Below are 22,960 nucleotides of genomic sequence, written 5' to 3' on the forward strand. Positions count from 1 at the left end.
CTATGTCGGTCTCGGTTGGAATGGAGGTAGCGGCCTGCGTCAGCGTGCGGATGCGCCGCCGCCCATCGCGTAGCCGGCATTCCTCTGACGGAAGCGATACCCGATCGCGAGCACGGCGAGCCACACGGGGATCAGGTACACCGACAGGCGGAGATCCGGCGTCAGGTACATCACGACGAGAATGCCGGCCATGAACGCCAGACACAGGTAATTCGTGAAAGGATAGCCCAGACTGCGGAACGAAGTCTGCTCCCCGGCCGCGCGCTTGGCCTGGCGGAATTTCAGGTGGATCAGGCTGATCATCGCCCAGTTGATGATCAGTGCCGAGACGACGAGGCCCATCAGCACTTCGAACGCCTTGCCCGGCATGAAGTAGTTGACCAGCACGCACACGCCGGTCGCGAGCGCCGACGCGCCGAGCGCGGCGAGCGGGATGCCGCGCTTGTTGACCGAGCACAGCACCTTCGGCGCGTTGCCCTGCTGCGCGAGGCCGAACAGCATCCGGCTGTTGCAGTACACGCCGCTGTTGTACACCGACAGCGCGGCCGTCAGCACCACGACGTTCAGCACGTTGGCGACGAGGTTGCTGCTCAGTGCGTGGAAGATCAGCACGAACGGGCTGCCGCCGGACACGACCTTCTCCCACGGGTACAGCGACAGCAGCACGGCGAGCGCGCCGATGTAGAAAATCAGGATCCGGTAGATCACCTGGTTGGTCGCGCGCGGGATGCTGCGCTTCGGATCGTCGGCCTCGGCCGCCGTGATGCCGACCAGCTCCAGCCCGCCGAACGAGAACATGATCGCCGCCATCGACATCACGAGGCCCGACACGCCGTTCGGGAAGAAGCCGCCGTGCTGCCACAGGTTCGCGACGCTGGCTTCCGGCCCCGCATGGCCGCTCGCGAGCAGCCAGCCGCCGAAACCGATCATCCCGACGATCGCCGCGACCTTGACGATCGAGAACCAGAACTCCGTCTCGCCGTACGATTTCACGCTGGTCAGGTTGATCAGGTTGATGACGACGAAGAACACGAGCGCCGACACCCAGGTCGGCACGCCCGGCCACCAGTACTGCACGTAGATGCCGACGGCCGACAGCTCGGCCATGCTGACGAGGATGTACAGCACCCAGTAGTTCCAGCCGGACAGGAAGCCGGTGAAGTGGCCGAAGTATTTGTCGGCGAAATAGCTGAACGAGCCCGCGACCGGCTCGTCGACGACCATCTCGCCGAGCTGGCGCATGATGAAGAACGCGACGATGCCGGCCACCGCGTAGCCGAGCAGGACCGACGGGCCGGCCATCTTGATCGTCTGCGCGATGCCGAGGAACAGTCCGGTGCCGAGCGCGCCGCCTAGCGCGATCAGCTGGATGTGCCGGTTCTTCAGCCCGCGCTTCAGGCCGTCACCGCCCTTCTCGTTTCCAGAAACCATGTCTTCTCCACTCTGTCCGCCTCCGCCGCCGGAAGCGGTGCGCCTTCGGTGTGCCGGGCGCTGTTTTGCTGTGCCGGCAGCCGTTCGTGGAGCCGCCGGGTTGGGGACTGCAATCTTCGCGTGGCGGCGCCCGATTCGTGCCGGCATGCCCGCCAGACCGGCCACCGACCGTCGCCCACGCCCGCGTTGCTGCGGTCGCACACGAAAATCCGGCGTCAGTTTAGCGTCGCGACGACGAAATCGGGTTTCGTAACCCGTTCATGCAAACCCTACATTATGAGATAAGATTGCACGCAGGAGACAGATGAGGAAACAAAAATGCCTGAACCGGTTCTCGACCGCATCGATCGGAGCTTGCTGGCCCTGCTGCAGGAGAACGGCCGCGCGTCGAATCTCGAACTGGCGAAGGCTGTGGGCCTGTCGCCGGCGCAGACGCTGCGACGCCACCGCCGGCTCGAGGAGATCGGCGCGATCCGCCGCTATGAAACGCGGTTGTGCCCCGACACGCTCGGCTTCGGCGTCACCGCCTTCGTGCACGTGACGATGGAGCGCGGGCACATCCGCGACCTGTCGAAATTCCAGAAACTCGTGTCGGATCTCGCGCAAATCCAGGAGTGCTTTTCGGTGACGGGCGACATCGACTACGTGCTGAAGGTCGTCGCGCACGACCTGAAAGGGCTGTCGAAATTCCTGCTCGAAACGCTGATGCGCATTCCGGGCGTGAGCGGCGTGCATTCGAGCGTGTGTCTCGACGAGATCAAGTGCACGAGTGCGATGCCGGTTGCGGAGTGATTCGTCGGCTTGCCGATCCCGCGTGAGGCTGCGAGCGCGCAGGTTGCCGCGAGCGCCGCACTGACGGCCTGCGGCATTGCTGCGTACCGGTTCCGGGCACGTGCCTGCGCGCCGCCGCCGATATCCGCCGTTGCCTAGCGCGCCTCGAACGCGCTGATCAACAGCGCCCCCGCCGCGATTACCACGCAGCCGGCCGCGCGGCGCGGCGTCAGTCGCTCGCCGAGATACACGCGCGCGATCAGCGCCGCGAACACGACGCTCGTTTCGCGCAGCGCCGACACCGGCCCCATCGGCGCGCGGTCCATCGCCCAGATCACGATGCCGTACGCCAGCGCCGCGAAGACGCCGCCGCACGCGGCCTTCGCCGTTTCACCGACGTCCTGCGTCAGCCGCAGCGACCCCGCGCGCAGCCGGTAATACACGGCCATCAGCGCGCCCGTGAGCACGAACATCCACGCGGTGTAGCCGACCGTGCCGCCGCTTTCCCGCACGCCGATCCCGTCGACCACGCTGTAGGCCGCGATCGACACGCCAGTCGCGAACGCGGTCGGCAGCACCTGCGTCAGCCGATGCGTTGCGCCGCGCCCGCGCTCCAGCCCGATCGCGAGGATGCCGGCGCAGATCAGCACCAGCCCGGCCTGCGCGCCGAGATTCAGCCGCTCGCCCGCGAACGCCGCCGCACCGAGCGTGACCAGCAGCGGCGCACTCCCGCGTGCGACCGGATAGGCGACGCTCAGGTCGCCGTGCTGGTACGCGCGCACCAGCAACAACGTATAGACGACGTGCAGCAGCGCCGACGCGACCACGTACGGCCAGCTCGCCGGCGCGATCGGCGCTGCGGCCGGCAGGAACAGCAGCGCGAACAGCCCGATCGCGATCTGCAGCACCGTGGCCGACCGCAGCCGGTCGCCGCTGCTGCGGACCAGCGCGTTCCACGACGCATGCAGGAACGCGGCGCACAGCACGGCAAACAGAACGGGGATCGGCACGCTGAACACTCCCTGACGGTCGAAGGGCGCGCAACACGCGCGACGGGCGTTCATCGTAGGAATGCGTCACGCGATTGTCAAAAAAGCGCGCTGCGCCGCGAACCCGCTCGCCGCGCGCCGACGCACGCCCGGCCGTGGATGCGACGCAATAACCGGAGGCAGCGCGACATGCGTCGCCACGATGGCATACGGATCGCCGCTTTCCAGCGCCTTTCACGTGAAAAGACCCCGTAATGAAATCGATACCGCGGCGCAATCGCCGCGAAAACACTCCGTCCCCATATTTTCATACCAGGCTGATTCAATGCGCGTGCTCTCCGTCGAGCCCGCGCCGAACCCACACGGCGACGCGGCCGATCCCACCATCGAAAGCCAACCTGGAGTGTTGCGATGTTCCGTCAAGCCTTGCTCGTCACCGCCTGTGCCGGCGCAGCCCTCGCGCTGTTCGCCTGCGGCGGCAGCGACGATCCCACGCCGACGCCCGCGGTGTCCTCGCAGGACGCGCTGCAGACCGCCACGCCGATCAAGCACGTCGTCGTGATCTACGGCGAGAACGTGTCGTTCGACCACTACTTCGGCACCTATCCGAATGCGACGAACCCGGCGGGCGAGCCGGCGTTCACCGCCAAATCCGGCACGCCGACGGTCAACGGCCTGACGGGCACGCTGCTCACCGCGAACCCGAACTTCACGAACACGGCCAACGGCACCGACGCCGCGAACCCGTTCCGCCTCGACCGCACGCAGGCCGCGACGGCCGACCAGAACCACGCGTACACGGCCGAACAGCAGGCCGAGGACAACGGCCTCGCCGACCTGTTCCCGAAATACACCGGCAAGGGCTCGTCCGGCGGCGCCGGCGCGTTCGGCACGAAGGGCCAGGTGATGGGCTACTTCGACGGCAACACCGTGACCGCGCTGTGGAACTACGCGCAGCGCTTCGCGATGAGCGACAACGCCTATACGACGGTCTACGGCCCGTCGACGCCGGGCGCGCTGAACGTCGTGTCGGGCCAGACCAACGGGATGCAGATCGTCAAGACGTCCGCGCAGCCGTCGACGCTCGCGAAGAGCTCGTACTACATCAACGACGGCCAGGGCGGCTACACGATGATCAACGACGTCGACCCCGGCTACGACGTCTGTTCGAGCACGACCGACCAGGCGATGATGAGCGGCAAGAACATCGGCGACCTGCTGAACAGCGCGAAGATCACGTGGGGCGGCTTCATGGGCGGCTTCAACCTGTCGACGACGAACAGCAACGGCACGACGGGCTGCAGCCGCAGCACGGTCGCGACCGCCGTGAACGCCGCGACGGCCGACTACATCCCGCACCACAACTGGTTCCAGTACTACGCGTCGACCGCGAACCCGCAGCACACGCGCCCGAGCTCGACCGCCGCGATCGGCTCGAGCTTCGAGACCGACGGCAAGACCGCCGAGCCCGCGAATCACCAGTACGACACCGACGACTTCTTCGCGGCCGTGAAGGCCGGCAACTTCCCGTCGGTCAGCTTCCTGAAGGCGCCGGCCGCACAGGACGGACACGCGGGCTATTCGGATCCGCTCGACGAGCAGGCGTTCGTGACGAAGGTCGTCAACTTCCTGCAGCAGCAGCCGGACTGGCAGAACACGGCCGTGATCGTCACCTATGACGACTCGGACGGCTGGTACGACCACGCGTACACGACGCCGACCCGCGCGTCGTCCGACGCGGTCGACCAGGTGAACGGCAACGGCAAGTGCGGTTCGGGCGGCACCACCGGCGTGAACGGCGCAACGGTGAACGGCCGCTGCGGCCCCGGCGTGCGCATTCCGCTCGTCGTGATCTCGCCGTACGCAAAGCAGAACTACGTCGACCATACGCAGATCGACCAGGCGTCCGTCGTGCGCTTCATCGAGGACAACTGGCTCGGCGGCCAGCGCATCGGCGGCGGTTCGTTCGATGCGACCGCAGGCGACCTGCGCGGCCTGTTCGACTTCTCGTCGAAGCCGAACACCACGCCGCTGTATCTCGATCCGACGCAAGGCACCGTGTTGAGCGCGGCGCCGTCGATGTAACCGGCAACGCGTCACGACAGGCCGGCGCAGCGTGCGCCGGCCGTTTCCATTTCAACGCGCCGCTTCGTGCGGCACACGATTTCCGAGCGACGACAGCATGACAGCCCGCCCCGCGTTCCCGTCCCCCGAAGCCTCCGGCCGCCTCGCGCCGCGTTCCCCTGCCCGCCTCGTGCGCCGTGCGGCGTTCGTGGTCGGGGCTGCCGTGCTCGGCTACGGTGCGTTCGCGATTGCGTTTCCCGCGCACACGCCGGCGGCGATCGGCGACGTCGTCGCCGACTGGACCGGCGCGAACGCACATCCGGTCGTGCTGCAGCGGCCGGCCGCGCAGCCGCTGTCGGCGGTCGCGCAGCTCGGGCGCGCGCTGTTCGACGATCCGTCGCTGTCGGCCTCGGGCCGGCAGTCGTGCGCATCGTGCCACAGTCCCGCTCACGCGTACGGCCCGCCGAACGCGCTGGACGTGCAGCCGGGCGGCCTCGCGATGACGCAGCAGGGTTACCGCCCGCCGCCGTCGCTGATGTACCTGTACCGGCAGCCGAACTTCAGCATCGGCCCCGATGCCGGTGAAAACGACGCCGCGCCGAGCATCGCGCAGCAGGCTGCGTCGGCGGCCGGCGTCGTGAAGGCGCAGAAGGTGGCCGGCACGGCCGCGGCGCCGCAGCTGGTGCCGCAGGGCGGGATGTTCTGGGACGGTCGCGCCGACACGCTGCAGCAGCAGGCGTTCGGCCCGCTGCTGAATCCGGTCGAGATGGCGAACACGAGCATCGACGAGGTCGCGCGCAAGCTGTCGCAATCGGCGCATCGCGCGCAGTTCATCCAGCTGTTCGGGCCGCGCGTGTTCGACAGCCCGCAGCTCGCGGTGTCGGAGGCGATGTTCGCGATCGCGCGCTACCAGGTCGAGGACACGTCGTTCCATCCGTACAACAGCAAGTACGACCGCTGGCTCGAAGGCCGTGCGCGCCTGACGCAGGCCGAGCTGCGCGGGCTGCGGCTCTTCAACGATCCGGACAAGGCGAATTGCGCGGGCTGCCACCTGTCGAAGCCCGGCAAGGACGGCCTGCCGCCGATGTTTACCGATTACCAGTACGAGGCGCTCGGCGCGCCGCGCAATCGGCAGCTCGCGCAGAATCGCAACCCGGCGTTCTACGATCTCGGCGTGTGCGGGCCGTTCCGGGACGACCTGAAGGACCAGACGCAGTATTGCGGGATGTTCCTCACGCCGACGCTGCGCAACGCGGCGACGCGCCACGTGTTCTTCCACAACGGCGTGTTCCATACGCTCGACCAGGTGATGGCGTTCTACAACGAGCGCAATACCGCGCCGCAGAAGTTCTATCCGCGCGGGCCGAACAGCAGGATCGACGTGTACGACGACATTCCGGCGAAGTACCGCGCGAACGTCGACACGACCGATGCGCCGTTCGATCGCAAGCCGGGCGATACGCCCGCGATGTCGGCGCAGGACATCAAGGACATCGAAGCGTTCCTGAACACGCTGACCGACGAGCCCGTGCGCTGAGCGTCGCACCGCCCGCCGCGCGATGCGCGCGGGCGGCTGCGCACGCGGATGCGGAGCGACGGCGGTGACGGTTCCGCGCGCGGGCGCGAGCAACCGGATCGCCGCAGCCTCCCCTCGTTTTCCCTGATCCGTTTCACCTTGACGCCTCCGCCCCGATGGATGAAACTTCGCCCATCGCAAGTGTGATCACAGATCGCAGATCAAACCCAGGAGACTCCCGCCTTGGCGCCCCGTATCGTCCCGCCCGCACTGAAAGCCATCGAACCGGAAACGATGGCCGACAAGGTCTACCAGCAATTGCGCGAAGCGCTGATGAGCGGCCGTTTCGCGCCCGGCCAGGCGCTGAGCCTGCGCAGCGTCGCGGAAGCCGTCGGCTCGTCGACGATGCCCGTGCGTGCCGCCCTCACGCGGCTGCGCGCCGAGCGTGCGCTCGTCGACGGCCCGAACCGCGCGCTCGTCGTGCCGCCGATGACGCTCGACACGCTCGACGAACTGCGCGAAGTGCGCATCGCGCTCGAAGGCTGCATCGCCGAACGCGCGTGCGCGCGGATGACCGATGCGCAGATCGCCGCGGTTCGCAAGACCTGCGAGACGATGCAGGCGCATGCCGAAGCGGGCCGGTCCCGCGCCTATCTGCAAAGCAACTTCGCGTTTCACAGCGCGATCTACGCGCACGGCGCAAGCGAAAGCACGCTGGCGATCGTCGAGAACCTGTGGATGCGCATCGGGCCGTTCCTGAACATGGTCGCGCTCGACGTGCCGCACATGCGGCGCTCGATGGACGCGCACCGCGCCATCGTCGACGCGCTCGAACGGCGCGACGGCGCGGGTGTGCGCGCCGGCATCGCGCTCGACATCGGCGGCGCCGCGCACGATCTCGCCGAAACGCTGCGGGCCGAGCAGACGCCGCGCCGCGTGAACGCGAAGCCGTAGCGCCAGGCCCGCGCGTGCGGGAACGACGCCGCATCCAACCACATCGACAATGGAGACAACCCGGCATGACAGCTTCCGACCTGCTCAAACCCTATAGCGGCCTGCGCGTCCTCGTGACCGGCGGCGCATCGGGCATCGGCCTCGAAATCGCCGACGCGTTCGCGCAATGCGACGCGCGCGTGCATGTCTGCGACGCGTCGTCTGCGGCGATCGCGGCGCTGGCCGACCGGCCGGCGCGTGCGGCCATCGGCGCGACGCTGGCCGACGTCTCCGATCCGGCCGCCGTCGAACGCGTGTTCGCGGATGTCGCCGCGACGCTCGGCGGCCTCGACGTGCTGGTCAACAACGCCGGCATCGCCGGCCCGACCGGCGGCATCGACGAGATCGATCCGGTGCAGTGGGAGCAGACCGTCGCGATCAACCTGAACGCGCAATTCCAGTTCGCGCGGCGCGCGGTGCCGCTGCTGCGCGAATCGAAGCACGGCGGCGCGATCATCGCGCTGTCGTCGGTCGCGGGCCGGCTCGGCTATGCGTACCGCACGCCGTATGCGGCAACCAAATGGGCCGTCGTCGGCCTCGTCAAGAGCCTCGCGATCGAACTCGGCCCGCTCGGCATCCGCGTCAATGCGATCCAGCCCGGCATCGTGCGCGGCCCGCGCATGCGCCGCGTGATCGAGGCGCGCGCCCAGCAGCTCGGCATCGGCTACGACGAGATGGAGAAGCGCTATCTGGAGAAGATCTCGCTGCGCCGCATGACCGATCCGGCCGAGATCGCGGCGACCGCGCTGTTCCTCTGCTCGCCGGGCGGCCATGGCATCACCGGGCAGGCGATCTCCGTGTGCGGCAACGTCGAAGTGCTCTGACGCATCCCGCGTCGCTCATCGAAAAGGAATTCACCCGTGGCAAACGCTCGCAAAGTCATCATCACCTGCGCGCCGACCGGCGCGATCCACACGCCGTCGATGTCGCCGTACCTGCCCGTGACGCCGCACCAGATCGAGACGGCCGCCGTCGCGGCCGCGCAGGCCGGCGCCGCGATCCTGCACCTGCACGCGCGCAACCCGTCGGACGGCAAGCCGACGCAGGACCCGGCCGTGTTCGCCGAATTCCTGCCGCGCATCAAGGCGCAGACCGATGCGGTGATCAACCTGACCTCGGGCGGCAGTCCGCACATGAGCGTCGACGAACGGTTGCAGCCCGCGCTGCACTTCCAGCCCGAAATCGCGTCGCTGAACATGGGCTCGATGAATTTCGGGCTCTACCCGATGCTCGAGCGCTTTCGCGAACTGAAGCATCCGTGGGAACGCGAGCATCTCGAGAAGAGCCGCGACCTCGTGTTCAAGAACACCTTCGCGGACATCGAGACGATCCTCACGCGCTGCGGCGCGAACGGCACGCGTTTCGAGTTCGAGTGCTACGACATTTCGCATCTGTACAACCTCGCGCATTTCGTCGATCGCGGGCTCGCGAAGCCGCCGTTCTTCGTGCAAAGCGTGTTCGGCCTGCTCGGCGGGATCGGCGCGCATCCGGAAGACCTGATGCACATGCGCCGCACGGCCGACCGCCTGTTCGGCAACGACTACGTGTGGTCGATTCTCGGCGCCGGCCGCAACCAGATTCCGCTGGCAACGATCGGCGCCGCGCAGGGCGCGAACGTGCGCGTCGGGCTCGAGGATTCGCTGTGGATCGCGCCGGGGCAGCTCGCCGAATCGAGCGCCGCGCAGGTGCTGAAGATGCGGCAGGTGCTCGAAGGCCTGTCGCTGGAGATCGCGACGCCGGCCGAGGCCCGCGCGATGCTGGCGCTCAAGGGCGGCGACGCGGTGAATTTCTGAGCGTCGCGACACGCCGCCACACCCGAACCCGCAAGCGCAGAGACACGGCGCCGGCCCGAGCCGGCCGGCGCCAGGACGCCCATCATCGCCCCGCTCCCGTCGAGCGCCGCCGGCGCGCGGCTCCGTCGTCTGCCCATCCGCTGCGCGTGGCGCGGCGGCATTTGTCGAACGCGGCGCACCGTGCTTGCCGTGCGCGCCGGTTCGCCCTTACCGGAGTCGTCCGCATGTCCACTCATCACGTCCAGGCCCTGCCCTCCGCCGCCGGCGACGCGAGCGCGTCGCTGAACCGGCTGCTGTTCCGCAAACTCATGCCGCTGCTGATCGCCGCCTATGTGATCAGCTTCCTCGACCGCACCAATATCGCGTTCGCGAAACACTCGATGGGCGTCGATCTCGGCATCTCGTCGGCCGCGTACGGGCTCGGCGCGGGGCTGTTCTTCCTGACCTACGCGTTCTGCGAAATCCCGAGCAACCTGATCATGCATCGCGTCGGCGCGCGCTTCTGGATCACGCGGATCATGATCACGTGGGGCGCGCTGTCGGTCGCGATGGCGTTCGTGCGCGGCGAAACCTCGTTCTACGTGATGCGCCTGCTGCTCGGCGTCGCCGAAGCCGGCCTGTTTCCGGGCGTGATGCTGTACCTGACCTACTGGTTCGGCCGCGAGGAACGCGCGCGGGCGACCGGCTATTTCCTGCTCGGCGTGTGCATCGCGAACATCGTCGGCGGGCCGCTGGCCGGCGCGCTGATCGAACTCGACGGCACGCTCGGCTTCCACGGCTGGCAATGGCTGTTCGTCGTCGAAGGGATTCCGGCCATCCTGCTCGCGTTCGTCGTGTGGATGCGCCTGCCGGACCGGCCGAGCGCCGCGCCGTGGCTCGCGCCCGAGACCGGACGCGCGCTGGAGCGCACGCTGGCCGCCGAGCAGGACGCGGGCATCGCCGCGCACGACGGACACGCGTTCGGTGCGGCGCTGCGCGATCCGCAGATCTGGCTGGCGATCTTCGTGTACTTCTGCCATCAACTGACGATCTATACGGTGATCTTCTTCCTGCCCGGCATCATCGGCGCATCGGGACGCGTGTCGCCGTTCGCCGTCGGGCTGCTGACCGCGCTGCCGTGGCTGGCCGCCGCGCTCGGCGCCGCGACGCTGCCGCGCTTCGCACGCGCGTCGCGCCATGCACGCCGGCTGCTGTGCGCGGGGCTCGTCGTGATGGCGGCCGGCATGGTCGGCGCGGCGCATGCGTCGCCGGTGGCGGGCCTCGTCTGCGTATGCGTGGCCGCGTCGATGTTCTTCGTCGTGCAGTCGATCGTGTTCACGTTTCCCGCGTCGCGCCTGGCCGGCAGCGCGCTGGCCGGCGGCCTCGGTCTCGTGAATACCTGCGGCCTGCTCGGCGGCTTCGTCGGCCCGACCGTCGTCGGTGCGATCGAGCAGGCGACCGGCAACGCGAAGAACGGGCTGACGCTCCTCGCGGCGGCGCTGCTGGTGGCCGCGTTCGCGAGCCTCGCGCTGCGTCACGGCCACGAGCGAGTCGGGGCGCGGGCGCGCGGCTGACGCGCGCGTGCGCCGCTCCGGCGCGAGGCAGGCACCGAACCGGCCTGCATCGCGCCGGTTGCGTCAGAACAGGTACATCCCCGCGACGAACACGACGCCGGAGAACAGCAGCGTCGTCACGCAGTACCCCATGATGTCGCGCACGCCGAGCCCCGCGATCGCAAGGGCGGGCAGCGCCCAGAACGGTTGCGCCATGTTGGTCCACGCCTCGCCGTAGGCGATCGCCATCGCGGCCTTGCCGAGATCGGCGCCGAGCGCCTGCGCCGCCGGCATCACGAACGGTCCCTGCACGACCCAGTGACCGCCGCCCGACGGCACCGCGAAATTGATCACGGCCGAGCTGAGGAACGCGAGCAGCGGAAAGGTGTGCACGTTCGCGATATCGACGAACCATTTGGTGATCACGCCCGCCAGCCCCGAGTGATCCATCAGCGCCTGGATCCCCGCGTAAAACGGAAACTGGATCATGATCCCCGATGCGCCGCGCGCCGCACCGGCCACCGCGCGCGCATAGGCCATCGGCGTACGGTGCAGCAGGATGCCGGCCGCGAGGAATGCGAGGTTCACGGTATCGATGTCGAGCGCGAAGCCCTTCTGCACGAACTTCAGCACGAGAAACGCCGCGCACAGCGCCGCGACGAGGACCGACAGCAGGCGGCTCTCCTCCATGCGCTCCGCCAGCGTCGCGTCGGGCCCGAGCTTGCGCTCGACGCTCGGCGGCTCGGCGAGCAGCGCCGGATCGACGCTGACGACGTCGCCGGGCTTCGGCATCATCATCCGCGCCAGAAACGGCAGCATCACGATCAGGCCGATCGTGATGAACGCGTTGTAGCCGGTGAAGATCGTCTCGGACACCGGAATCAGGCCGATGGTCTTCTCCATCGGGTTGCCCTTGGTCGCCGCGACGAGCGGCACCGAACCGGACAGGCCGCCGTGCCAGCTCAGGAAGCCCATGTACGCGGATGCGACGAGCAGGCGGTAGTCGCTGCCTGCGACGCGGCGCGCGACCTCGCGCGCAAGCATCGCGCCGAGCACGAGGCCGAAGCCCCAGTTGATCGCGCACGCGAGCGCGCCGACGAACGCGACGAGCATCACGCCCTGCGCCGGCGTACGCGCCGCGCTCGCCAGCGCGACCAGCAGGCGCCTGACGGGCGGCGAACTCGCGAGCGCGTGGCCCGTGACCAGGATCATCACCATCTGCATCGAGAACGCGAGCAGGTTCCAGAAGCCCGAGCCCCACATCGTCGTGAGCTGCACGGGCGTGTTCGGCGTCAGGCCGAGCGCCAGCGCGAACGTCGCGATCGTCAGCAGGATCGCGAAAATCAACGGGTCGGGCAGCACGCGGTGGACCACCTGCGTGAAAAAGCCGGAAATTCTCTGAATCAACTTGTGCTCCTCGTTTCCTGACAGGGACGTCCGCGCGTGTCGTTGTTGATGGAAGCGCGGGCCGCGCGGATTCTTGCACAGAACCGGCAAATTCGCTTCGGCGGGAACGAGGAGACATTGGGAAGCAGACCGCGCAGTCTTGCGCGCTGCCGTATGCGCGTGCATCGCGTCGGCCCGCGCGACGTGCCGCGTGTGACGACGCTGCGGCCGGCCTCGCGCACCAGGTGCCCGAGCCGGCCTGCACGCCGCGCTACCGCGTCGCCGCGGCGCGCTCGCCTATCACTCCGATCGCCTGCGCGCGGCGTGGGCGTTGCGCCAGCCGCTCCGCCAACCGGTATGCGACGAGCGACCCGGCCACCGCCAGCAGCATCGGCACGAGGCTGTCGTGATTCGCGCGCGTGAATTCGAGCAGCAGCACGACGGCCGTGATCGGCATCTGCATCGACGCCGCCAGAAACGCGGTGGCGCCGATCAAGGCACAGCCGCCGATCGACGCGCCCGGCCACACGGCGCTCCACAACCCGCCGAGCACGATGCCGAGCAGCGCGCCGTTCGCGAGACCGGGCGTCAGCAGGCCGCCCTCCGCGCCCGCGCGCAGGCTGGTCGCCTCGATCAGCACCTTCAGCGCGAGCAGCGCGGCGGCGAGACCGACCGTCAGCGTGCCGTCGAAACCGAGCGATGCCGGCCCCTTGCCGTTGCCGAGCAGTTGCGGGAACCGCATCGCGAGCCAGCCGATCATCGCGAAATTGAGCAGCGCGAGCACGGGCAGCCGCCCGTCCTTCGGCGCATGCCCGCGCGCGTGGCTCGTAAGCCGCACGAAGCCGTACGCGGCGAAGCCGAACAGCGGCCCGCAGACGATCGACCACACGACGAGCGGCGTGCTCGATACGAACGGCGGCACCGTGTACTGGTGTTCGTTGCCGAGGCCGATCCACGCGACGGCCGCGGCGATCGCCGAGGTCGCGATCGCGACGATCAGCGCACGCAGCTCGAAGGTGCCGAGCAGCACTTCGAGCACGAAGATCGCGCCGCCGAGCGGCACGTTGTAGACGGCCGCGAGCCCCGCGCCGGCGCCGCACGCGACCATCAACCGGCAGTCGCCGGGCGTGAGCGCCGCGCGATGCGCGAGGCGGCCCGCGAGCAGCGCGCCGATCTCGCGCGGCGCGACTTCGCGACCGAGCGGCGAGCCGAGCGCGACGGTGACGATCTGCAGCAGCGCATGCACGGTCGTGCTGACGAACGGCATGCGCGGGTCGGCCGCGCGAACCGCGCGACGAATGCTGACGAGCGGCCGCCCGTAGCGATAAAGCATCCACCAGCCGCCGCCGGCCACGACGCCGCAGACGACCAGCACGGCGAGCCGGCGCAGCGGATCGGCGCCGGTCACGCCGCTGAGGAAGCTTTCGTTGCCGATCACGTGCGCGACGCTGTAGCCGTACGCGACATGCTGGATCGCGTGCAGCAGCAACGCGAGCAGCATGCCGCCGAAACCCGCGCCGACGCCGGTCAGGATCGTGACGACGGCGATTCGCGCAAACGGGCTGGCGGGCGGCGCAGAGGGCGGGACGGCGGACGGGAGATCGGGGCGCATGGGATCGGCGGCTTCGGCGTGAAAACACGGCGCGCCACGTGCACGCCGTCATCAGGCCCGTATCGTAGACGGCCGCCGATCATGCAACAAACGTATTTTTCGAATCGACTCATGCATTTTCGAGATGAATCGACGCGCTTGCGCGCTCAGTCCGGATACGTGACGCGCTCCGGCTCGCGCCGCATGATCACGTGTCCGTCGCGGATCGACAGTGCGGCCTTCGCCTGCCGGCGCACCGCCTCGTAGTCGCTGTCGGCATCGAGCACGACGAGATTGGCCGGGCGCCCGACCGCGATGCCGTACCGCTCGCCGAGATGCAGCGCCGTCGCGCTGTGGTCGGTCACGAAATCGAGGCAGCGCTGCAGGTCCTGGTATCCCATCATGTGGCAGATATGCAGGCCCGCATCGAGCACGCGCAGGATGTTGCCGTTGCCGAGCGGATACCACGGATCCTTGATCGAATCCTGTCCGAAGCAGACGTTGATGCCCGCGCGATCGAGTTCCGCGACGCGCGTGACGCCGCGCCGCTTCGGAAACGTGTCGAAGCGCCCCTGCAGATGGATGCTCTCGGTCGGACACGAGATGAAATTCAGCCCCGCGCGCTTCAGCAGCCGGAACAGCTTCGAGCAGTACGCGTTGTCGTACGAGCCCATCGCCGTCGTGTGGCTCGCCGTCACGCGCGCGCCCATTCCGCGCACGCGGGTTTCCTCGGCGAGCACTTCGAGAAAGCGCGAATGCGGATCGTCGGTCTCGTCGCAATGCACGTCGACGAGGCAGCCCGTGCGCTCGGCGAGATCCATCAGGAAGCGGATCGAACTGACGCCCTGCTCGCGCGTGTTCTCGAAATGCGGAATCCCGCCGACGACGTCCGCGCCCATCTCGATCGCCTGCTCCATCAACGCGCGGCCGCCGTCGAACGACTCGATGCCCTCCTGCGGAAACGCGACGATCTGCAGGTCGATCAGCCCGCGCGCCTCGTCCTTCACCTCGAGCATCGCCTTCAGCGCGGCGAGCGACGGATCGGTGACGTCGACGTGCGTGCGCACATGCTGGATGCCGTGATCGCGCAGCATCGCGATCGCCGCATGCGCGCGCGCCTTCGTGTCGTCGTGCGTGATCGTGGCCTTGCGCTCGGCCCAGCGCTCGATTCCCTCGAACAGCGTGCCGCTCATGTTCCAGGCCGGCTCGCCGGCCGTCAGCACCGCGTCGAGGTGAATATGCGGCTCGACGAGCGGCGCGATCGCGAGACGGCCGCCCGCGTCGAGATCGCCGGCGGCGACGGATGCGACCGGCGCGGGCTGCGCGTCGATCCGCGCGATCGTGCCGGCGTCGAGGCCGATCGTAAACAGGCCGTCGCGGTCGCGCAGGCGTGCGTTGTACAGGTTCATGCGGAAGCTCCCTCGTGACATGCATGGCAACGGCCGCACGCTCGGGCGGCGGCCGTTCGATTCGATCGATGCGGCAGGAAAAACAGTCGGGAAATATCGGCGCGCAACGCGCGCTGCGTCACGACCAGCCTTCGAACTTCAGGCCCGTCTCGGCCGCGGCTTGTTCCGGCGTCACGTCGCGCACGTGCTGGCCGAAGGTCCACACGTGCAGCTCCGGATCGCGCGCACGGTACGTGCGGTCGCCGTAGAACTGGTCGGCCGGCTCCTGCAGGATGTCCGCGCCGGCCTGCCGCGCACGCGCGCAATGCGCGTCGATGTCGCTCGCGAGCTGCACGTGCACGCTCTGCGTGTTGCGGCCGCCGGCTTCCACCGGGCTCGCGACGAAGTCGGCCCAGTAGCCGCCGATCATCACGACGCCGCCCGCATGCGTGAGTTCGGCATGCGTCACCTGCCCGTCGGCGGTGTAGACGACGATGCCGCGCCCGAAGCCGAACGCGCGCTCGAGCCATTCGAGCGCGGCGCGCGGATCGCGGTAATAGACGGCGGGACTGATCGGCGGAAGGGGCGCTGGCGTAGGCATCGTCTGTCTCCGGTCGTTGGGACGCAGTCCCCATTCTCCGCGCGTCGGCGACGCCGGGCAACCGTCGGCCGCCGATTCGCGCCTGTTGCGGCAATACGACAACGAAGCGGCGCCGGTCGCGCGCCGTGGCGCCCGAAGCGCCGGTATCCGGCGCACACAACACGACATTTCAGTTTTGTGAACGACTCTTGTTCGATCTGGAAAGGTTCGCTCGCACGCGTGCGTGGCATCGCGGACGGTGCGCATTCCTATACTTGCGCCGGATTTTTCGTTTCCGGTTCCACACGCAGGAGTCTTTCCATGAAGAAAACGTTCGTTGCGGGCGCATCCATCGCCGCGCTGTTCGCGCCGGCCGCCCACGCGCAAAGCTCGGTCACGCTGTACGGGCTGATCGATGCCGGCATCGTCTACACCAACAACGCCAACGGTGCATCGCTGTGGCGACTGAACAGCGGCACCATCAACGGCAGCCGCGTCGGCTTTCGCGGCACCGAGGATCTCGGCGGCGGCCTGAAGGCGCTGTTCGTGCTCGAGAACGGCTTCAACCTGAACAACGGCGGGCTCGGCCAGGACGGCAAGCTGTTCGGTCGCCATGCGTATGTTGGCCTGAGCCACAACGACTACGGCACGCTGACGCTCGGCCGCCAGTACGACACGATGGTCGACTTCGTCGCGCCGCTGTCCGCGACCTCGGGCGACTTCGGCGATACGAGCTTCGCGCACCCGTTCGACAACGACAACCTGAACCACTCGCTGCGCATCAACAACGCGGTCAAGTACACGAGCAATACGATCGCCGGTTTCAAGGTCGGCGCGATGTATGCGTTCTCGAACGCGACGAACTTCGGCGCCAATCGCGCGTACAGCGTCGCGGCAAGCTACACGAACGGCCCGCTGAAGCTGGCCGGCGCATACCTGCAGATGAACGGCACCAAGGGCACGACCGGCGCGAGCCCCGGCGCGACCGACGCCGTCGAGGCGAAGAGCCTGAACCAGGGCGGCTGGTCGATCGGCTCGGATCGCATGCGCACCTACGGCGGCGGCGTCAGCTACGGGTTCGGCCCGGCGACCGTCGGCTTCGTCTATACGCGCTCGCAGTACGACAACACGGGCTCATTCGGCTCGACCGGCCAGATCGCGTTCAACAACTACGACGTCAACCTGCGCTACGCGGTGACGCCGGCCTTCAGCGTCGGCGCGGCCTATGTCTATACCGACGCCAGCGTGTCGAACCCCGACAGCAGGCACGGCACCGACCCGAAGTGGCATCAGGTCGACCTGCAGGCCGTCTACAAGCTGTCGCGCCGCACCGACGTCTATGCGGAAGCGATCTACCAGCACGCGTCGGGACGCGGCTACCAGGCGTTCATCGACGGCTCGGGCGGCGCATCGAGCACCGCGAACCAGGTCGTCGGCACGGTCGGCCTGCGTACGCGCTTCTGATCGGCATCGCGCCGCGCCGGGCACGCGACGCGGCGCGAATGTTGTGCCATCTGGAAGGCTGCCTGCCTGGAATCGGGGTTTTTACGCGCGGGCCTGCTGCGTAGACTGGCATCGACGGTTCCGATCGCGCCTCGATGGTCATTGCGGACCGCCATCCCAGTCCACAGGAGAACATCGTGAAATCGCTCGTCGTCACCGCCGCCGCCGTCCTGCTTGCCGCACCGGTCCTGTCGTTCGCCCAGTCGGCACAGTCGCCCGTCACGCGCGCGCAGGTGCTGCAGGAACTGTACGACCTCGAATCGGTCGGCTACAACCCGTCGCTCGGCGACGCAGGCAACTATCCGGACGACATCCTGGCCGCGCAGCACCGCCTCGAAGCGAAGCGCCTGGCCGAACGCAAGGCCGCGCAAGCCGCGTACGGTCCGGCCGGCACGCCGGCGACCGAATCGGGCGTGGCCGCACGTCCCGCGCTTTGAATGAACGCAGCGTGTGTCGCGCCGCCGCGGGCGGCGCACGCGCAAAGCGATCGCCGGGCGATGCACGTCCGGCGCGTTCCTTGCGTTTCCGCTGCGAAGTACTTCGACATGCGGCGCGCGATGCGCCGCGTGCGCCGTTACGCGGCCTGCCGTTGCCGGCCGATCGTGTTCAGCATCTCGACGTCGCGCGCGATCATTGCCGGCACCTGCGCGCGCAGCAGCTCGACCCAGGTGCGCACCTTCGCATCGATGAAGCGGCGCGACGGATAGAGCGCATACACGTTCATCTTCTGCAGGATGTGTTCCGGCAGTACGCGCACGAGCGATCCGTCGCGCAGCGCGTCGATCGCCGAATAGAGCGGCAGCATGCCGATGCCGATCCCGTCGCGGATCGCGAGCGCGAGCGATTCGGCCGTATTGGTCTGCACCGGGCCCGCGACACGAATCTGCTCGACGCCGTCCGGCCCTTCGAGCACCCATTCGTGCGTCGGGAACGCGGGCGTGCAGAGCGTCAGGCACGCGTGCGCGCCGAGGTCCTGCGGACGGGCCGGCGCACCGTGCCGCTTCACGTAGTCCGGCGACGCGCAGAGGATGCTGAAGGTCGAGCCGAGCAGGTGCGATACCAGCTCCGAGTCGGGCAGCGACGACGCGGTCACGACCGCCGTGTCGCTGGTGCCGTCGAACAGGTCGGGCATCCGCTGCGACAGCGACAGCTCGATCGACACGTCCGGATACTGCGCGTGGTAGCGCGTCAGCGCCGGCAGCACATAGTGATGGCCGACGCTGGCGAAGCTGTGCAGGCGCAGTACGCCGACCGGCCGCTCGTGCGCGCAGCTCGCCTCTTCTTCCGCGCGATCGACGTCGGCGAGGATCTGCCGGCAGCGCCGCAGATAGCTCTCGCCGGCCGACGTCAGCGCGAGACGGCGCGTCGAGCGATTCATCAGACGGGTGCGCAGGCGCGCCTCGAGTTCCGACACCGCGCGCGACATCGCGCCCGTCGTCGAATTCAGCGATTGCGCGGCCGCGGTGAAACTGCCCGTCTCGACGACGCGCGTAAACACCCGCATGTTTTGTAGGGTATCCATTCCTGTTTACGACCTGTAGCGGAGCCGCCATTTTCCTCCAACGGGTGCGACAGATTGTTACCCGGCATGCAACTATCGTTTCCCCGCAGCTGCGTTAATGCGCGCCCGCCGCCCTCCTACAATCGGCGCCTCACCAGTCGAACGGGCCCGTTCGGACCGGCCGCGGCACCCGCCCGGCACCGGATGCGCCCCCTCCTTTCATGAAGCCACCCTCAGCGATCGAGCGATCTTCCATCGAACCGGCCCGATGGAGGACATGGCTCGATCCGCTCGGCGACGCCGCGCGCGACTGGGCCGCGAGCGACGGGCTGATCTGGCTGCACCTCGCGAAAACGGTGTGCGCGGCGCTGCTCGCGATGGGCATCGCGATGCGGCTCGAGATGTCGCAGCCGCGCACCGCGATGACCACCGTGTTCGTGCTGATGCAGCCGCTGTCGGGAATGGTATTCGCGAAGAGCTTCTATCGCGTGCTCGGCACCGCCGCCGGCCTCGTCGCCGCGCTCGCGCTCGGCGGGCTGTTCGCGCAGCAGCCCGAGCTCTACATGGCCGGCATCACGCTCTGGATCGGCTGCTGCATCGCGCTCGCGGTGCGCAACCGCCACTTCCGCTGGTACGGCTTCGTGCTCGCCGGCTATACGGCCGCGCTGATCGGCCTGCCCGCGGTGATGTCGCCGCAGACGCTGTTCCAGTCCGCGCTCACGCGCGCCGCGGAAGTCGCGCTCGGCATCGCGTGTTCGGGCGCGGTCAGCGCGCTGGTCCTGCCGCTCAGTTCCGCGAAGGCGCTGATGCGCTCGCTGAGCGCGCGCCACGCGAATTTCGCGGCCTTCGCGGCCGGCGCGCTCGCGGGCGATATCGCACGCGGCGATTTCGAGCGGCGCTTCGCCGATTTCGTCGACGAGATCGTCGGCTTCGAGGCCAATCGCGCGTTCGCGTCGTTCGAGGATCCGCACATTCGCGCGCGCAGCCGCCGGCTCGCGCGGCTGAACAGCGAATTCATGAACGCATGCACGCGGCTGCATGCGCTGCACCAGCTCGTCAAGCGGCTGCGCGCCGGTCGCGCCGATGCGGTGCTCGACGCGCTCGCGCCGCATGTCGAGGCGCTCGCGCAGCGGCTGGCCGCGCTGCGCGACGAACGGCAGCGCGGCATCGCGTCGACCACCGGCGCACTGCTCGAACTGCGCCGCTTTCACAACGCATTGCCGAAGGCCGCACGGGCGTCGCGGCGCGAGATCGAGGCGCACGCGGCCGGCGGCCTGCTGGACTTCGATACGGCGATCGAGCTGATGTACCGCTTCATCGGCGAATATCTCGGCTATGCCGACACCTACGCGTCGCTCGACCAGGACGACCACGCGTTCGAGCGCTCGGTCACGCACTACAAGGTGAAGACCAACGCATTCTTCGTCGGCTTCACGTTCCTGCGCACGATCGTCGCGGTCGGTGCGATGAGCTGCTTCTGGATCGCGTCGGAATGGCCGAGCGGCTCGCTTGCCGTGATCGCGACCGCGATCGCCTGCGCGCTCAGCTCGACGTCGCCGCGCGCGCCGAAGTTCGTCGCGCAGATGGCCGTCGGCGCGGCGTTCGCGACCGCCGTCGGCTATCTGTACCTGTGCTACGTGTACCCGAACATCGACGGCTTCCCGCTGCTGTGCGCGGCGCTCGCGCCGGTGCTCGGCCTCGGCGCGTTTCTCGCGATGCGGCCGGGCATGTCCGGCTACGGGATCGGCTTCGCGGTGTTCTTCTGCCTGCTCGCGGGCCCCGACAACGTGATCGCGTATACGCCCGAGGTGCTGATCAACAACGGCATGGCGGTGGTCGTCGCGATGCTCGTGTGCGCGCTCGTGTTCGCGGTCGTGTTTCCGACCCACATGCCGTGGCTCACGGGCCGCATCGCGCACGACCTGCGCCGCCAGGTGACGCTCGCCTGCGAAGACGCGCCCGAAGGTCTCGCGCAGCGCTTCCAGTCGAGCACGCACGACCTGATGGCGCAGCTGCGCACGCTGCTGGTGCGGCGCACGCGGCAGCACCGCGACGCGCTGCGCTGGATGCTCGCGACGCTCGAGGTCGGCCATGCGGTGATCGACCTGCGCGACGAACTGCATGCGTTCAGCGAAACGAAACCGCCGCAGACGCTGCGCTGGACGGCATCGATCGATGCCGTGCTGCACGAATTGCCGCGCTTCTTCGACGAGCCGACGCCGACCCGCCACGCGCGCACGCTGAAGTCGGTGAACCTCGCGATCCGTGCCGCACAGCACGCGCTGCAGGCGTGGCACGCGGTGCCCGACGCGCGCCGCCGGATGCAGCGCATCGTCGGCTGCCTGCACTTCATGCGCAGCGCGCTGCTCGACAAGGACGCGCCGTTCAACCGGCATCGTCGCTGAGCCTCGATCGATGCGCCCGCAACGTCATCCTTGTTCCAGCTGCAAATAAGCTCTCCAGCCCGGGTGATTAATCTTTAAGCAGTGCGAGCCTATAGTTTCCTCACTGCCAGCACGACTGGCGATCACCCAGGAGAAGTCACAATGAAGCCGCTGCACCTCGCCCTCGTTGCCCTGTCGCTCACCGCCGCTGTCGCGCATGCGCAGCCGGTGCAGACCGACGTCGCCCCGCAACAGGCGAACCGCGCCGAAGCCGTGAAGGCCGCAGGCCGCGTCGATCGCGCGCAATCGAACCAGGAAGACCCGAATGCATGCGTCGGCCCCGTCAGCTTCTGCAACGTCTACTTCGGCAGCTGAGCATGACGCCGCGTGACGGCCGGCCCGCGGCGCTTTCGCATCACGCTGCGCGCCCCGGCCGCCAGCCGACTTCGCGCAACGCATCCAGCAGGCGCGCGTGCCCGAGCCCTTCGACGCGCGCACCGCGCGACACCACGTCGCCGCCCGCGACGAGCGCATTCACGATCGCTTCCTCGACCGCTTCGGCCGCCGCCGCGAACAGCGCGGAAATATGGTCGTTGTTGACCATCTTCACGTCGGTGGTCGGCGCGCCCTTGCTGCCGTAGTTGGCCGCCGGCAGCCCGTCATTGCCCGTGGCGAACGCGAGAAAGAGATCGCCGCTCGAATCCTCGGTACCGCCGCCAACCCGCGCGAGCCCGACGCTCGCCCGCTGCGCGAGCCGCGTGCATTGATGCGGCAGCAGCGGCGCATCGGTCGCGAGCGTGACGACGATCGAGCCCATCCCGGCCTCGCCCTTCGCGTCCGGCGCGCGGAACGGCGAATGCACGTGCCACAGCACTTCGCCGACCGGGTAGCCGGCCACGCGGAGCATCTCGCGCACACCGTAGTTCGCCTGCACCAGTGCGCCGACCGTCCAGCCGCCCGCGTCGGCCGCGAGCACGCGCGACGCGGTGCCGATGCCGCCCTTGAACTCGTGGCAGATCATCCCGGTGCCGCCGCCCACGCCGCCTTCGGCGACCGGTCCCGATCGCGCGGCCGCCAGCGCCTGCTGCACGTGCGATGCGTTCACGTGCTGCCCCCAGATGTCGTTCAGCAGTCCGTCGTAGGTTTCCATCACGACCGGCATGCACCAGTACACGCGATTGCGCGCCGCATCGCGCTCGGCCGCGATGAGCGCGTCGCGCACGACGCCGACGCTGTGCGTGTTCGTATAGGCGATCGGCGTCGTCAGCAGGCCGGCCTCGCGAATCCATTCGAGCCCCGTCGCATCGCCGTTGCCGTTCAGCACGTGCACGCCCGCGAAGCACGGCGCATCGTGTGCGGCGCCCGCGCGCGGCTCGATGACGGTCACGCCGGTGCGGATCGACGCGTCGCCGTTATCGACGCTCAGCGTGCAGTGTCCGACCCGGACGCCCGGGACGTCCGTGATCGCGTTGAAGCGGCCCGGCGTGCCGAGTCCGATGCGGATGCCGAGGTCTCTCGTGCGCATGATGCAATTCCTC

General features: G+C 68.5%; 19 protein-coding genes. 11 read left to right on the top strand and 8 right to left on the bottom strand.

The features are described 5' to 3' along the window. Positions 1–39 precede the first annotated feature (39 nt). Positions 40–1,431, bottom strand: a complete 1,392-nt coding sequence (locus tag WS57_RS06795) for an amino acid permease (RefSeq protein ID WP_009694399.1) — start codon at positions 1,429–1,431, stop codon at positions 40–42. Between the two features lie 318 nt (positions 1,432–1,749). Here WS57_RS06795 and WS57_RS06800 point away from each other — a divergent pair, with 318 nt between their 5' ends. Further along, entirely contained in the window at positions 1,750–2,223 is a 474-nt protein-coding gene (locus WS57_RS06800) for an Lrp/AsnC family transcriptional regulator (protein ID WP_009694400.1), read from the top strand. Between the two features lie 134 nt (positions 2,224–2,357). Here the strand turns inward: WS57_RS06800 and WS57_RS06805 are convergent, their stop codons facing one another. Next, positions 2,358–3,212 carry a DMT family transporter gene (locus WS57_RS06805; RefSeq protein ID WP_059478597.1) on the bottom strand — a complete coding sequence of 285 codons (855 nt, stop codon included), beginning with the start codon at positions 3,210–3,212 and terminating at the stop codon, positions 2,358–2,360. A gap of 390 nt (positions 3,213–3,602) precedes the next feature. On the opposite strand from WS57_RS06805, the gene WS57_RS06810 reads away from it, so the two are divergent. From WS57_RS06810 to WS57_RS06835, 6 genes are all read left to right on the top strand, one after another. Further along, positions 3,603–5,276, top strand: coding sequence for a phospholipase C (locus WS57_RS06810; protein WP_009694403.1), 1,674 nt, complete (start codon positions 3,603–3,605; stop codon positions 5,274–5,276). 97 nt (positions 5,277–5,373) lie between these two features. Further along, on the top strand, positions 5,374–6,792 hold the full coding sequence (locus WS57_RS06815) for a cytochrome-c peroxidase (protein WP_069243933.1): 1,419 nt from the start codon (positions 5,374–5,376) through the stop codon (positions 6,790–6,792). A 222-nt stretch (positions 6,793–7,014) separates the two neighbouring features. Continuing rightward, positions 7,015–7,725 (top strand): GntR family transcriptional regulator, encoded by a 711-nt coding sequence (locus WS57_RS06820; RefSeq protein ID WP_009694406.1) that lies wholly within the window; start codon positions 7,015–7,017, stop codon positions 7,723–7,725. A gap of 65 nt (positions 7,726–7,790) precedes the next feature. Further along, positions 7,791–8,588 carry an SDR family oxidoreductase gene (locus tag WS57_RS06825; RefSeq protein WP_009694407.1) on the top strand — a complete coding sequence of 266 codons (798 nt, stop codon included), beginning with the start codon at positions 7,791–7,793 and terminating at the stop codon, positions 8,586–8,588. 36 nt (positions 8,589–8,624) lie between these two features. After that, entirely contained in the window at positions 8,625–9,557 is a 933-nt protein-coding gene (locus tag WS57_RS06830; RefSeq protein ID WP_009694408.1) for a 3-keto-5-aminohexanoate cleavage protein, read from the top strand. Between the two features lie 224 nt (positions 9,558–9,781). After that, positions 9,782–11,110, top strand: coding sequence for an MFS transporter (locus tag WS57_RS06835; RefSeq protein ID WP_069243934.1), 1,329 nt, complete (start codon positions 9,782–9,784; stop codon positions 11,108–11,110). Between the two features lie 63 nt (positions 11,111–11,173). Here the strand turns inward: WS57_RS06835 and WS57_RS06840 are convergent, their stop codons facing one another. The 4 genes from WS57_RS06840 to WS57_RS06855 form a co-directional block, all read right to left on the bottom strand. Continuing rightward, positions 11,174–12,496, bottom strand: coding sequence for a TIGR00366 family protein (locus WS57_RS06840; RefSeq protein WP_040129282.1), 1,323 nt, complete (start codon positions 12,494–12,496; stop codon positions 11,174–11,176). Positions 12,497–12,746: 250 nt separating this feature from the next. Continuing rightward, on the bottom strand, positions 12,747–14,087 hold the full coding sequence (locus WS57_RS06845; protein ID WP_009690753.1) for a chloride channel protein: 1,341 nt from the start codon (positions 14,085–14,087) through the stop codon (positions 12,747–12,749). Between the two features lie 146 nt (positions 14,088–14,233). Then, positions 14,234–15,475: a cytosine deaminase gene (gene codA / locus WS57_RS06850; RefSeq protein WP_069243935.1), complete on the bottom strand. Its 1,242-nt coding sequence runs from the start codon at positions 15,473–15,475 to the stop codon at positions 14,234–14,236. 118 nt (positions 15,476–15,593) lie between these two features. After that, entirely contained in the window at positions 15,594–16,055 is a 462-nt protein-coding gene (locus WS57_RS06855) for a VOC family protein (RefSeq protein WP_040129285.1), read from the bottom strand. Positions 16,056–16,355: 300 nt separating this feature from the next. On the opposite strand from WS57_RS06855, the gene WS57_RS06860 reads away from it, so the two are divergent. Beyond that, positions 16,356–17,498, top strand: coding sequence for a porin (locus WS57_RS06860; RefSeq protein ID WP_059478513.1), 1,143 nt, complete (start codon positions 16,356–16,358; stop codon positions 17,496–17,498). Between the two features lie 176 nt (positions 17,499–17,674). After that, the gene (locus WS57_RS06865; protein WP_069244350.1) at positions 17,675–17,974 is read left to right on the top strand and encodes a DUF4148 domain-containing protein; all 300 of its coding nucleotides are present in this window, start codon (positions 17,675–17,677) and stop codon (positions 17,972–17,974) included. A gap of 137 nt (positions 17,975–18,111) precedes the next feature. Here the strand turns inward: WS57_RS06865 and WS57_RS06870 are convergent, their stop codons facing one another. Continuing rightward, positions 18,112–19,059, bottom strand: a complete 948-nt coding sequence (locus WS57_RS06870) for a LysR family transcriptional regulator (protein WP_069243936.1) — start codon at positions 19,057–19,059, stop codon at positions 18,112–18,114. Between the two features lie 200 nt (positions 19,060–19,259). Between WS57_RS06870 and WS57_RS06875 the strand changes: the two genes are divergently transcribed. Both WS57_RS06875 and WS57_RS06880 read left to right on the top strand, forming a co-directional pair. After that, the gene (locus WS57_RS06875; RefSeq protein WP_069243937.1) at positions 19,260–21,443 is read left to right on the top strand and encodes an FUSC family protein; all 2,184 of its coding nucleotides are present in this window, start codon (positions 19,260–19,262) and stop codon (positions 21,441–21,443) included. Between the two features lie 141 nt (positions 21,444–21,584). After that, positions 21,585–21,797, top strand: coding sequence for a hypothetical protein (locus WS57_RS06880; RefSeq protein ID WP_069243938.1), 213 nt, complete (start codon positions 21,585–21,587; stop codon positions 21,795–21,797). A 40-nt stretch (positions 21,798–21,837) separates the two neighbouring features. Here WS57_RS06880 and WS57_RS06885 read toward each other — a convergent pair whose 3' ends face one another. After that, positions 21,838–22,947, bottom strand: coding sequence for a P1 family peptidase (locus WS57_RS06885; RefSeq protein WP_069243939.1), 1,110 nt, complete (start codon positions 22,945–22,947; stop codon positions 21,838–21,840). Between the last annotated feature and the right edge of the window lie 13 nt (positions 22,948–22,960).

This window comes from Burkholderia pseudomultivorans, assembly GCF_001718415.1.
Classification (GTDB): Bacteria; Pseudomonadota; Gammaproteobacteria; order Burkholderiales; family Burkholderiaceae; genus Burkholderia; species Burkholderia pseudomultivorans_A.